At 39.8% G+C, this 12554-nt stretch carries 11 protein-coding genes and 1 pseudogene; 5 read left to right on the top strand and 7 right to left on the bottom strand.

Translation table 11 applies throughout. The features are described 5' to 3' along the window. Positions 1-167, top strand: a pseudogene (locus NRL14_RS17895) (transposase); the annotation flags it as partial. A gap of 453 nt (positions 168-620) precedes the next feature. After that, on the top strand, positions 621-986 hold the full coding sequence (locus tag NRL14_RS17890) for a cupin domain-containing protein (protein WP_306725282.1): 366 nt from the start codon (positions 621-623) through the stop codon (positions 984-986). Between the two features lie 45 nt (positions 987-1031). Here NRL14_RS17890 and NRL14_RS17885 read toward each other — a convergent pair whose 3' ends face one another. The 7 genes from NRL14_RS17885 to NRL14_RS17855 form a co-directional block, all read right to left on the bottom strand. Continuing rightward, positions 1032-1487, bottom strand: coding sequence for a GNAT family N-acetyltransferase (locus NRL14_RS17885; RefSeq protein ID WP_306725281.1), 456 nt, complete (start codon positions 1485-1487; stop codon positions 1032-1034). Between the two features lie 82 nt (positions 1488-1569). Continuing rightward, positions 1570-2163 (bottom strand): DUF2238 domain-containing protein, encoded by a 594-nt coding sequence (locus NRL14_RS17880; RefSeq protein WP_306725280.1) that lies wholly within the window; start codon positions 2161-2163, stop codon positions 1570-1572. Between the two features lie 61 nt (positions 2164-2224). Next, positions 2225-3016 carry an SDR family oxidoreductase gene (locus tag NRL14_RS17875; protein ID WP_306725279.1) on the bottom strand — a complete coding sequence of 264 codons (792 nt, stop codon included), beginning with the start codon at positions 3014-3016 and terminating at the stop codon, positions 2225-2227. A gap of 60 nt (positions 3017-3076) precedes the next feature. Then, positions 3077-3580, bottom strand: coding sequence for a DUF962 domain-containing protein (locus NRL14_RS17870; protein WP_008137888.1), 504 nt, complete (start codon positions 3578-3580; stop codon positions 3077-3079). Between the two features lie 83 nt (positions 3581-3663). Continuing rightward, positions 3664-4071, bottom strand: coding sequence for a hypothetical protein (locus NRL14_RS17865; RefSeq protein WP_149604940.1), 408 nt, complete (start codon positions 4069-4071; stop codon positions 3664-3666). A gap of 70 nt (positions 4072-4141) precedes the next feature. Next, positions 4142-4816 (bottom strand): Crp/Fnr family transcriptional regulator, encoded by a 675-nt coding sequence (locus tag NRL14_RS17860; RefSeq protein ID WP_149604939.1) that lies wholly within the window; start codon positions 4814-4816, stop codon positions 4142-4144. A gap of 3 nt (positions 4817-4819) precedes the next feature. Continuing rightward, positions 4820-5473, bottom strand: a complete 654-nt coding sequence (locus tag NRL14_RS17855; protein WP_007375480.1) for a hypothetical protein — start codon at positions 5471-5473, stop codon at positions 4820-4822. A 688-nt stretch (positions 5474-6161) separates the two neighbouring features. Here NRL14_RS17855 and NRL14_RS17850 point away from each other — a divergent pair. The 3 genes from NRL14_RS17850 (at position 6162) to NRL14_RS17840 (ending at position 12261) form a co-directional block, all read left to right on the top strand. Beyond that, entirely contained in the window at positions 6162-9128 is a 2967-nt protein-coding gene (locus NRL14_RS17850; protein ID WP_306725278.1) for a TonB-dependent receptor, read from the top strand. 102 nt (positions 9129-9230) lie between these two features. Next, the gene (locus NRL14_RS17845) at positions 9231-10781 is read left to right on the top strand and encodes a tryptophan halogenase family protein (protein ID WP_306725277.1); all 1551 of its coding nucleotides are present in this window, start codon (positions 9231-9233) and stop codon (positions 10779-10781) included. Continuing rightward, entirely contained in the window at positions 10774-12261 is a 1488-nt protein-coding gene (locus NRL14_RS17840) for a tryptophan halogenase family protein (protein WP_306725276.1), read from the top strand. The genes NRL14_RS17845 and NRL14_RS17840 overlap by 8 nt, the downstream gene beginning before the upstream one ends. Positions 12262-12554: the final 293 nt, after the last annotated feature.

Genomic DNA, 12554 nt, shown 5'->3' with positions numbered 1-12554 from the left:
CTCGAAAGAGTTAATATTTCCCCCGAAAACTGGTTAAAGCTTACAACCCAATTTACGCGCGTATTTCATGGCGCAGTTGGCAGGCCAGCCTCACAAGCAAGTTATTGTGAAACTTAAAGCGAAAGCGGCGAGCGAATATCAGTAACTGCGAAAAGCTACTGGCATAAAATTTAAACTACTCAGTAAAACTATTCAGTAATAAATCACAACTGCATCATGCAGTTATTACGATGCCTGTAATTTAGGTTTAAGTGTGATAATGAGTTATTTTATGGATAAAAAGTAAGTAACCGAGTAATAAAAGATAAATTCTTAACCTAAAAAGTGAGCCTAGCCTAGATTGACTTTATTTTTTCGGAGTGGCTGTCTAGTTTAATCATCTCTCGCGATTTAGCCCTTGCCATTCGCTAGTAGTTATCGTTTAATAACAGTGTGTTATTTAAACGGTGATCTTCCTACAGAGGACTTTCACCTCATAAGTCAATGCCCATGTCGGGCGTACACAAGCGCATCAAAAATGACGTCAAACGCTTGGCTGACGCTCATTCTTCGCTAATTTTAGCCAAGCATTATCCGCATTTTATGCGGGCGCTAGCTGTACTAGCTATAGAGAAGTTTTCATGAAACATAATGCAATCAATTTTAAAGAAAAGTTTACTAAGTTTACAGATCATTGGTCTCCTCGTGTAATTGCAGAAATGAATGACTATCAGTTTAAATTGGTCAAAGTAGAAGGTGAATTTGTATGGCATGATCACTCGGATACTGACGAAGTTTTCATTGTAATTGAAGGGTGCCTTAACATTGAATTTCGCGATGGAGTCGTTACATTAGAATCAGGTGAAATGTTTGTAATCCCTAAAGGCATTGAACATAAACCTATAGCAACTTCAGAATGTAAAATCATGATAGTTGAACCTAAAGGTGTTGTTAATACTGGTGATTCAGGTAGCGAACTTACAGCAGAAGATGATGTTTGGGTGTAATGCACAGCTAACAAGAACATTAGACGGAATTTACTCTTCCCCCATTTAATAGGTATCACGATTGTTTTTACCATACACATTCTCAGGACTTATTTGCATTAGTAGTGCGGGGTTGTCTATTGGCTTAAATCCGTATTGTGCATAAAGCCCGTGTGCATCAGAAGTTGCTAATAAAAAGCGCCTGAGCCCTTGCAGCTCAGGGTGCTCTACTATCGTTTTAATGAGTAACTTACTCAGCCCATTTCCTTGCAAGTGCGGGGCTATAAATACATCGGCTAAATAGGCAAAGGTTGCTTTATCGGTCACTACTCGGGCAAAGCCAACTTGTTCGTTATGAGCGTTGTAAACACCAAAGCACATTGAGTTATCAATAGCTGATTGCATCACGCTTTTAGGAATGCCTTTGGCCCAATAGCTATTAGCAATAAAGTTATAAATAACGTTAAAGTTAAGTTTGCTTTTGTCTGTGCTTATTGAGTAGTTACTAATGTTTGCGGTCATAAGTTAATAGTCTTTTTTATCAATGTTTTTATAAACATTTCTATAGAACGTTCCTATAAATAGTCTTCAACGTTGCTATAGCCTATAAATAATCTTTAACGTTTTTTAGCTGTTTGTCGTGTATTTTTGAAAGTACTAATAGCGAGCAAATAGCCCCAAATAACGCCAGTCCCATATCTGATTGGGTATCCCACACGTAACCTTGCGTGCCTAAAAACGCTTCTGCGTTTTCGCCGCTTAATACTGCAACCCACCACTCTATTAATTCGTAAAACGCGCTAAATGCTAAACATACCGAAATAACAAAGGTGATTAACCAGCCTCGACCATTTACTACTTTTTTGCGCAGTAAAATTTCGCGTGCTAGTAGTGCAGGTACAAAGCCTTGAAAAAAGTGTCCTACTTTATCGTAGTTATTACGCTCACTACCAAATAGGTTATCGAAAAAAGGGACTTCGGCGTAGGTGTAATGCCCGCCAATCATCAGCACTATGCAATGCGCTAAAATAAATGTATATAAAATAGGGGTAAGTTTAAAGTGGCTATAGGTACTTGCTAGCAGCACTAAACCAATAATTGCGGGGATAACTTCAAGCAGCCATGTAAATTGATCTTTTGGGTTAATACCAGACCAAATTAATACAATAAAAAACAGGCTCAGCCATAAATACTTCATTTAGAATCCTTTTCTAATTTGATCAAATTTACGGCATTTTACGCCTTTGAAATAAACGACGCTACCTATAGTTTGTTTTTGCGGTAATGCGATTAAACAAAGTAGGAAAAAAGCGCTTAATTGTAGGCGCCCAACCACTTAAACCTTTGCCAATAATCACTTCGTCTTTTTTATTACTAATGGCACAAATCATTTTTGTAGCCGCTACGCTTACATCCATGCCATTTTCTATCGACTCTTCTGGTTTATTTTGCGCTATGCCTTGCTCGTTTAGTGAGTTATGCGCAATTGCTGTTTTAATAGAGCCAGGGCAAATTGTTAAACAATGAATATTATGTTGTGCTACTTCTGCACGTAGGCAATCCATAAAACCAACAACCGCATATTTAGAACCCGAATAACCTGTTCTAAATTTTGAACCAACTTTACCCGCCACACTACTAATAGACACAATTGAGCCACTGCGCCTTGCCACCATAGAAGGCAATACAGCTTTAGTAAGTGCAATTAAGCCAAAGTAATTAACCTCCATTAATTGGCGATACACGTTAAAGTCGTTTTCTAAAAATAAGCTACGCTGCGATACGCCGCCGTTATTAATTAAAATATCAATTGCAGGAAGCTCGCTCATTTTCGCTGTAATTGTGCTCAGTACATGCTCTGGCTGAGCTAAGTCCAGCGGCACAACTAAGTGCCCTTCGCCTTTAAGCGTTGCTTTTAAATCGTTTAGTTTATCTACATTGCGCGCCGATAAAATAACGCGCGCTCCAAGCTCGGCAAATTGTATAGCAAGCTCTTTACCAATACCTGATGATGCGCCGGTGATCCACACGGTTTTATTATTATATTGCATGCGTTATCTGCCCTTTTATTGTTATTTATTAGGTTTTATAAAGGTACTTAGTAAAGTATTTTACGCCTTTGTAGGACCTGCTATTGCGTTTACTTCATCTTCTAATGTTTTGTAAAAACCCATTAAAAATAGTAGTTCAACAGTTACGTACAAAGGGCCAATAATTAAACCAATTAGGTCATCTACAAACGCTGGTTTTTTACCTTCGTAATAGTGCCCAATAAACTGCAGTACCCAGCCAAATACAAACACACCTACGCCAATACTCAACCACGGCCAAAACGCCATTGCCGCAATAGGCTGAGCACCAACAAGGAGTAAAGTGAATATCACGGCCATAATAAAGCCAAGCGAAAAGCTCAGCATAAAATAATAAACAACCGACGCTAATACAAAAAGTTGTGCGCCATCAATTACAAAGCTACCAAGGGGTATTTGAATGCGCGCTAGTAAACACAACGCTGCAAATACAATGAGCGGAATACCAAAAAAGTGCGTTAGTACATTACGCTTAGAACGATGATACAAACCATATTTACCAAGTTGCTGTTGAAGTGTTTTCATTGTTTTGCCTTTATTTTATGTGTAAAACTTACTTTAGCAAAAGTAGACACAACAACAATGTCAGGTATCCGACATTGTGTAAATTAAGCAAATGCAGAAATTATTTTACCCGGCTCATGCTCACCTTGCATATCAATTCGCTCGCGCCCTTGTTGATACTCTTGATCGATCATTTTTTGAAGTTCCTCAATTTTATCAGCAATTGCGTCAGGGTCTGCGCCCTCACCTTGTAGCTCTTTAGTGAGTTCTTCTATTGCCGCTTTTAGCTCGTCTATCTTGTCTTTATTTACACCTAAGCGCTGATAAACCAGCGCTTCTTGCGCGCTTTCTAAAAATGTTTGCTCTTGAGGGGCTGAGCTTATGCCTTTAACATCACTTGTTTCTTCATTAGGGAGGACATTAGTTGCCGTAACTTCGCTCAGACTTGCCGCTTTAGTTATACTCGATGAGTTATAGTTACTATATTGATTTTTAAAGGTTATTGTTGTCATTAGCTCAAATCCATTGTTGCATTACATTATCTTAAGCAATTTTGGTTCCAACTAAAAATACCCAGCCTATTTAAGCTTGTGCAGCACAGGCCTGTAACTTTTGTTTATCTATAATAGTAATACGTTGATACCCCAAGCTAATAGCTTGTAGGCTAACAAGTTGTTGCAGTATTTGATTAATAGTTTGGCGCGTTAGGTAGGTCATATCAGCAAGTTGCTGCTGAGATAAAACAAGCGGTGTTAAATGCTCTGTGTGTTCACTCAACATTAAAAGCCGATTACATACTTTTTGTTCAGCGCTTAATAATGCGTGATCTTCCATTGAGGTAAACATAAGGCGTAATTTTTGCGCCAGTAATAAACCAAACTCTTGCCAATATTGTGGTTGTTCATTTAAAAGCTGTTCAAGCGCGCGTTGGGGTACGTAAAAAAGCACAACATCAGTTTGTGCATATACATCATGAGTGCGCAGGCCACCATCAAACAAGGTAACTTCGCCAAACCAAAGTGACGTATCTACAAAACTCAATACGGCTTCTTTGCCTTCGTTACTTACGCCACTAATACGTACCACGCCGCTAAGTACGGCATAAATTCCATCGTGCTTATCACCTCGTAAAAATAATGATTGCTGGGCTTTTAGCGTGAGCGTTTTGCCTTGCGTTAATAAAAAGCTTTTTAAATAAGGGCTGCGGTTTTTAAACCAGTGTCCTTGTTCAATCACCTTTTGCTGTTGTGGAGTCATTATTTACTGCATTTTCTTATTAAAAGGCTGCCTTTCACTGACCAGCTTTTTTGGTAAATTTAAATCAGTTGCTATAACAAAGTCATCATAAGGATCGTTACCTGAAAAAAGCTCAGTTATTAGCGTTTTATTTTTATAAACATTAACGGTTACACCACTGCCCATGCCGCCTGAGTTAATAATATAATAATGATACTCGCCATTACTAAAAAATAAAATACTCTCGCCAATACGCCCTACTTGCCTGTAGTAACTACCAAATGGTGCACTTGGTGTAGCTTCTTTTTCAAGCCCTATGTCATTAATTCGACCAAATCGATAGCTCAATGATGAGTCGTCTTTTGCAACACAAATAGAAAGTACGTTATCAGTAGGCTCAAGTTTATAAGCAATATCTTCACTTGGATTACGCAGCACTTTTTGCATCTTAGCGTTTATATAAGCGGTTTCATTCATTTTACAATGTGTTGCAACTAGCCCTAGTACTAACACTGGATCCTCAACGTTAGTAAATTGTTCTTGTTGTTTTGAATCTGAAGATGGTTTTACTAAATCCTCTAAATGGGCTTTTTTCTGCGAAGACGAAACTTGATCATCACACCCAAATAGTACTAATAAGAAAAAAGAATAAAAGCTCGCTAAAAATTTATTGCGCATAAAAAATCCATCTATGAGAGAACCTTTAAAATAGCGATAAAACTAGCGACTCGCAACTCCCTTATGCGTAATACTTTATAAGTTTATGGTTAAACCATATTCTGCAAAAACTACCTTACTTTTTAGTGATTTATTTAACGATTTTTTAAACAATTATTGGTTTTTTAATAACCTATTCATAAAGTGAGATAGTACCGCCGCTTGATGCGTTTTCATCAATTGCGTTTTACATAATCACTACATCGGCATTTTCGCTAAGTTAGCAAATGTACCTATTTTTTGTTGAGTGACCACGGCCGATTTATTAACTTTAGCCCTTACTAAAAGCTGATTTAAACACCTCATAACAGTGTGTAAATAACTAAATGAATCAATAACCAGCTTCCTTATAATAAAATGTTGTTACACCACCATTTCAAATGGTTTTTTATAACCACCTGTAATTTATAATTTAAATAATATAAAATCCAATAAACATACATTTTAAAAACAATTTAGTCTCATTTTATTAAAACAATAGTTGACCCTATACAAAATTTAAACTAGCATTTCTGGAAGCGCTTCCACAAAGCCTAGTTAAACAGACCTTTCTGGAAGCGCTTCCATACATTTGACAATGTTTATAACTACACAATAACAGCCCCATACAAGCTGTTAATAATAATGATAAAAGCGCGAGGGAAACCGAATGTCCAACCATATTGTAAGAAAAACAAAGATAGCCACTAGCCTATCTCTGATTTTAGGCGCATCAATCTCTTTACCTGTATATGCACAAGAAGCAAATACAGATGTTGAAGTAATTCAAGTTACTGGTTATAAAAGCAGTATTAAAGAGTCGACTCGTATAAAACGCGACGCCGCTGGTGTTGTAGATGCTATATCAGCTGAAGATATTGGTAAATTCCCCGATACCAACTTAGCCGAGTCGCTACAGCGTATTACAGGTGTGTCGATTGATCGTTCAAATGGTGAAGGTTCTAAAGTAACGGTTCGTGGTTTTGGCCCCGACTACAATATGGTAACCCTAAACGGGCGTACAATGCCGGCAGCATCTTTACCTGCAGGCGGCGGTACACCCAGCTCTCGTGCATTTGACTTTGCAAACTTAGCGTCTGATAGCGTTAAATCGGTTGAAGTATATAAAACTGGTAAAGCAAGTATTGCATCAGGTGGTATTGGCGCAACAATTAATATTAATACCGCTCGCCCACTTGATAACCCAGGCTTTGTTTCAAGCATTGGCGTAAAGGCATTACACGACTCAACAAACCGCGTTGGTGATGACATAACACCAGAGCTTTCGGGCTTAATTAGCTGGACCGACAGTGAAGCTAAATTTGGTGCCTCGTTAACTGCAAGTATGCAACAGCGCGATAGCTCATCAACAGGTGCATTTGTAAATCAATGGAATACATCAGCTTTTGACGGCACAATCCCACAAGCTGCAGACGATATTGTTTTGACTAATGCACCCGCTGTTGGCCAGCTTTATTCAATGCCATCAGATTTGCGCTACACCATTGCCGACAGAGAACGTACTCGTACAAACGCGCAATTAACGCTGCAGTACAGCCCAATTGACGATTTAACCGCCACGCTGGATTACACCTATTCTAAGCAAGATTTATTCGAAGCCCGTGCTGAGCAATCAATATGGATGGATAACTACAAAAGCGCGCTAACATTTGACGACAACACGGTAAAAACCCCTATTTACTACCGAGAAGAACGTCGCGATCAGCAAACACGCGATTTAGGTTTAGCGTTTCAAGAGCTAAACCAAGTTAACCAAAACGACTCTATTGGTTTAAACGTTGAGTACTATTTCAATTCAGAATTGAGCTTTATGTTTGATGCGCACAATTCAAAAGCCACTAGCAAACCAGATGCACCTTACGGCAGCTGGGTAAACGCAGGCTTGGGCGCAAACGTAGTTAACGCACAAGAAGTTGATTTTAGCCGCGAACTTCCATCAATGAGTATCGATTTTGATGATTGCCGCCGAAACAACCTAAATTGTAATAACACATTAGATGCCTCTGATGTGGGTACGTCTATTTTAGATTCTAACTTTGCTCGCCAAGAATCTGAAATCACAGAATTTAGAATCCATGGTAAATACGAAATTGAAAACGGTGCAATTGACTTTGGTATAGAGTCTCGCTCTATGGAAAGCCATTCACTGCAATCACTTACACGTAATACAATGGGTAACTGGGGTATCGAAAACCCAGGCGAACTGCCTGATGGCTACCTAAACCCAACAAACTTTTTAGCTGAGTTTGACGACTACGATACATCGGGCTCGTACAACCAAGGTTATACTGGCAGCGCATCGCAAATTGGTTACTGGGCAGGTGAAGAATACGGGTTTAACTTTGCAGCAGATGGCGCATTTGCAACTAACCGCACCATTGAAGAAGATATAACCGCAGCGTTTGTGCAATTTACTTACAACGGCTACATTGGCGATATGCCTTACAACATTGTAATTGGCGCACGCCAAGAGTCTACCGACATTACCTCAACGGCTAATATCGACTTACCTAACGCAGTAGCGTGGGAAGGTAATAACGACTTTAATGTTCGTTTTGGCTCGGCTAAAGAAGATTTCACGCTTAAATCTAGCTACGATCACTTTTTACCAAGCTTTGACTTTGACATAGAAGTAATTGAAAACGTAAAAGCGCGTTTTTCTTATAGCACAACAATTGCTCGCCCAACTTACGACAACTTAAGTTCAGCAGCGACTGTTGGTGTACCAGGTGCCCCTACTCTTTTAGCAGGCTCTTCACCGGCGACAGCGTCAACGGGTAATCCTGGTTTAGTGCCGCTTGAATCAGATAATATTGATGTATCGGCTGAGTGGTACTTTGCAGAAACAAGTTATGTGTCGGTAGGTTATTACACTAAAGACATCGAGAACTTTATTGGTTTAACTCCCATGACGCAAAACTACTACGGATTGCGCGATGCAACAGCGGGTCCTCGCGCTCAAGCTGCCATTGCTGAACTAGAATCTCGCGGACTTGCTCTAACCGATTCAAACTTATTTCAAATGGTTGCCGCAACAGAAAATGGCGTTGACTTTGACTCTATGACTTACGAAGAGTTTGAAGCCGCTTACGATGTAATTGCTAACAGCGACGACCCATTACTAGAATTTACAGCGCAAGTACCTACCAACAATAAAAATGCCACCATTGATGGTTTCGAAATAGCCTTTCAGCACTTTTTTGGTGAAAGCGGTTTTGGTGTGCAAGCAAACTACACCACAGTTAATGGCGACATAGACTTTGATGTAAACGCTGACCCTACTACTACACAATTTGCACTAGTGGGTTTAAGCGATACAGCTAACTTTATTGCAATGTACGAAAACGATGATTTTCAAGCACGTATTGCTTACAACTGGCGTGATAAGTTTTTAAATAGCGCAGCTCGATACGTAAACGAGCCAGGCTTTACTGAAGAATATTATCAAATCGACTTTAATGTTGCGTACAACTACAGCGAGCAACTATCGTTTTTTGTTGAAGGCCTTAACATTACCGAGCAAAACAGCCGCGAACATGGCCGTACATCAGTACAATTGTGGAACCTACAACAGCTAGGTGCACGTTACAATATTGGTATGCGTTACAACTTCTAAAGGTAATACAAAGTAAAGCCGTTAGTTTTTACTAGCGGCTTTTTTGTATTTAAAACAGTATTAATGCTAGTTTAATTGTTATCAACTTTAGGGTGTTAACTCATGACCAAACCAATAACAAAAATAGTCGTTTTAGGTGGTGGCACTGCCGGTTGGCTAAGCGCAGGCTTATTAGCCGCCGAACACCCGCACCTTAATGTAACGTTAGTGGAGTCGGCAAACGTGCCTATATTGGGTGTGGGCGAAGGCACGTGGCCGTCAATGCGTAATACGCTAGAGCGCATTGGCATTAAAGAAAGTGATTTTATAACCCAATGCGACGCATCATTTAAGCAAGGTTCTAAATTTATAAATTGGCGTAACCTAAACGAGGGAGAAAACTACTACCACCCTTTTATGAATCCACAAGGCTACGAGCACACTAATTTACACGCCAGTTGGCAACGTATTGCACCTAACCAAAAATTTGCCGACGTTGTTAATATGCAAAGCTTTGTATGCCAAGCAGCACTTGCACCAAAACAATTACAAACTCCCGAATATGCAGCGGTCACCAACTATGGTTACCATTTAGATGCGGGTAAATTTGCTGAGTTTTTAAAAAATCACTGTGTTAAAAATCTAAATGTTACGCATATTACTGACGATGTAACCGAGGTTATTAACGACGATCATGGCTATATTGCCTCATTAAAAACAAATAATAATGGCGATATAACAGGTGATTTATTTATAGATTGCTCAGGCTCTTGCGCTCGTTTAATTGGTGATCATTTTAATAGTGAGTTTATAACGCAAGATCATATTTTATTTAATAACAGCGCTGTAGCGACGCAAATACCTAATGCATACGCCGATCAACCAATTGCCTCTGCAACACTATCTACAGCGCAAAGTAACGGCTGGATTTGGGATATAGCCCTGCCAACACGCCGTGGCACAGGTTATGTATTTAGTAGTAAATATCAAAGTGATGAAAGCGCAACAAATACGCTAAAAAGCTACATAGCCAAAAGCACCAGTGAGCAACAAGCTGAGCAACTTACCTACAGTGTATTAAAATTCAGCCCTGGTTACAGGCAAAAATTTTGGATTAAAAACTGTGTTGCCGTAGGTATGTCAGCTGGCTTTTTAGAGCCACTTGAAGCGTCAGCACTTGCTATGGTTGAGCTTTCAATTAGCATGATAAGCGAGCAACTCCCGCAAAACCGCACTCACATGAGCCAGCTTAAAACACGTTTTAATGATCGTTTTAGCACTCGTTGGCAGCGCGTTATTGAATTTTTAAAACTTCATTATGTGCTAAGCGAGCGCGACGACACGCCTTATTGGCAAGATATTAGTAATTTAAATACCGCGCCCGAGCGCCTGCAAAACTTACTTAAACTTTGGCAATTTCAGCCCCCTAGCCGCTTTGATTTTATTGAAAACGAAGAAGTGTTTTCATCAAGCAGTTACCAATACGTTTTATATGGCATGGGCTTTAATACACAAACAGTCTCTGCACAAAATACATTTAACGACCCACGTGCTGGGGATTACTATTACCAGCAAAATCGCGAAAAAATAGCGCAGTACTTAAATGGACTGCCAAGTAATCGCGCGCTTTTAAATCACCTTTTATCAAATAATGGGCAGCCACATAATGACTAAAACAAACGCTGTTAAAAACGTAGTAATTGCTGGAGGCGGCACTGCAGGTTGGATGGCCGCAGCAGCACTTGCTAAACTAGTTGGTAACAATATAAACATAACCCTTGTTGAATCTGACGATATTGGCACTGTGGGTGTTGGCGAAGCAACAATTCCGCCTATTCGTACATTTCATAAATTGCTGGGTATAAACGAGCAAGCATTTATGAAAGCCACTCAATCAAGTTTTAAATTAGGTATTAGCTTTGAAAACTGGGGCGATGAAAACACGCATTATATTCACTCATTTGGCGCAACGGGCAAAGAATGTTGGGCGGGTGAATTTCATCACTTTTGGTTGCAAGGTAAAGCACTTGGAATAAACAATCCATTTGGCGATTACTGCTACGAGCTGCAAGCGGCTAAAGCCGGTAAATTTGCGTTTAATCAGCAAAACCCCATTAACTATGCATACCATATGGATGCCACGCGTTACGCACAGTTTTTACGTGAATTTTCAGAGCCACTGGGTGTAAAACGCATTGAAGGTAAAATACAAAAAGTAGTAAAAAACACTAAAACGGGCCATATAGAATCATTGATTTTAAATAATGGCGAGCACATTAACGGCGACTTTTTTATTGATTGCACTGGCTTTAGAGGTTTATTAATAGAGCAAGCATTGCATACTGGCTACGAAGACTGGTCGCATTTACTACCGTGTAACAGCGCCATTGCGGTGCAAACAAAATCAACCAGCGATACCGTATTGCCACTTACCCGCTCTATTGCCCACAAAAGCGGTTGGCAATGGCGTATACCGCTGCAAAACCGTGTCGGCAACGGATTAGTTTATTGCAGCCAATATATGGATGACGAACAAGCCAGTGCGTTACTATTAAATAACATTGAGGGTGAGCCGCTTACAGAGCCACGTATTATTAAATTTAAAACAGGGCGGCGCTTAAAAGGCTGGAACAAAAACTGCTTAGCGCTTGGCCTTGCTAGCGGTTTTGTAGAACCACTTGAGTCCACCAGCATTCACTTAATTATGTCGGGTATTATTCGCTTTATGCGTTTATTTCCGTTTAATGGCATTACCAATCACGCCATTGACGAATACAACAAACAGCTTAAAAGCGAAATTGAAAATATTCGCGACTTTATCGTGCTGCACTACAAAGTAACTAATCGCGATGACAGCGAGTTTTGGCAGCATTGTAACGCCATGGAAGTGCCGAAAACACTTAAGCATAAAATTGATTTGTTTAAACAAACCGGCCGTGTATTTTTAGATGATGGCGACATTTTTAGAGTCGATTCGTGGGTGCAAGTTATGCTTGGTCAAGGCATTGAGCCTAATCAACATCATTTAATAGCCAGCATGATGAACGACGAAGAACTCACCCGTTTTTTACACGGTATTAAACAACAAATAGAGCAACGCGTAAGCCAATTACCGCCTCATCATGAGTTTTTAAAGCAGTATTGCCCAGCATAAAAAAAGCCCTTACTAGGGCGTGTTGTTCTTTCGTGGTTGAATTTGCAGCAGCATATTTGGTTTTTAGGCAAGGCAGAGCCTATGTAGTGTGGTTATTCCCCATAAATAGGCGATAACGTAGCATAAATGCCAAACATGCGCTGCCCGTAGGGTTCTGCCTAGCGGCAATTTACTCTTTGTTGCTCGGTTTTTACTTAGCCCACTAGGTTACAAACCTCGCGCCGCGATTAAATTGCCCCTAGATTGAACAAATTTCAATCCACAAAGATCAACACGCCCTTAGGGCTTTGAGA

Origin of the sequence: Pseudoalteromonas sp. 20-92 (assembly GCF_030847595.1) — a bacterium.
Taxonomy (GTDB): Bacteria; Pseudomonadota; Gammaproteobacteria; order Enterobacterales; family Alteromonadaceae; genus Pseudoalteromonas; species Pseudoalteromonas fuliginea.
Note: the sequence above shows the minus strand (reverse complement) of the source record. Positions and strands in the feature narration are given on the sequence as shown.

What these genes read in the sequence shown, in the direction of transcription:
- NRL14_RS17890 (WP_306725282.1), top strand. Translation starts at nt 621, where the DNA reads ATGAAACATAATGCAATCAATTTTAAAGAAAAGTTTACTAAGTTTACA.
- NRL14_RS17870 (WP_008137888.1), bottom strand. Translation starts at nt 3,580, where the DNA reads ATGAAAACACTTCAACAGCAACTTGGTAAATATGGTTTGTATCATCGT.
- NRL14_RS17845 (WP_306725277.1), top strand. Translation starts at nt 9,231, where the DNA reads ATGACCAAACCAATAACAAAAATAGTCGTTTTAGGTGGTGGCACTGCC.
- NRL14_RS17875 (WP_306725279.1), bottom strand. Translation starts at nt 3,016, where the DNA reads ATGCAATATAATAATAAAACCGTGTGGATCACCGGCGCATCATCAGGT.
- NRL14_RS17880 (WP_306725280.1), bottom strand. Translation starts at nt 2,163, where the DNA reads ATGAAGTATTTATGGCTGAGCCTGTTTTTTATTGTATTAATTTGGTCT.
- NRL14_RS17865 (WP_149604940.1), bottom strand. Translation starts at nt 4,071, where the DNA reads ATGACAACAATAACCTTTAAAAATCAATATAGTAACTATAACTCATCG.
- NRL14_RS17850 (WP_306725278.1), top strand. Translation starts at nt 6,162, where the DNA reads ATGTCCAACCATATTGTAAGAAAAACAAAGATAGCCACTAGCCTATCT.
- NRL14_RS17855 (WP_007375480.1), bottom strand. Translation starts at nt 5,473, where the DNA reads ATGCGCAATAAATTTTTAGCGAGCTTTTATTCTTTTTTCTTATTAGTA.
- NRL14_RS17860 (WP_149604939.1), bottom strand. Translation starts at nt 4,816, where the DNA reads ATGACTCCACAACAGCAAAAGGTGATTGAACAAGGACACTGGTTTAAA.
- NRL14_RS17885 (WP_306725281.1), bottom strand. Translation starts at nt 1,487, where the DNA reads ATGACCGCAAACATTAGTAACTACTCAATAAGCACAGACAAAAGCAAA.
- NRL14_RS17840 (WP_306725276.1), top strand. Translation starts at nt 10,774, where the DNA reads ATGACTAAAACAAACGCTGTTAAAAACGTAGTAATTGCTGGAGGCGGC.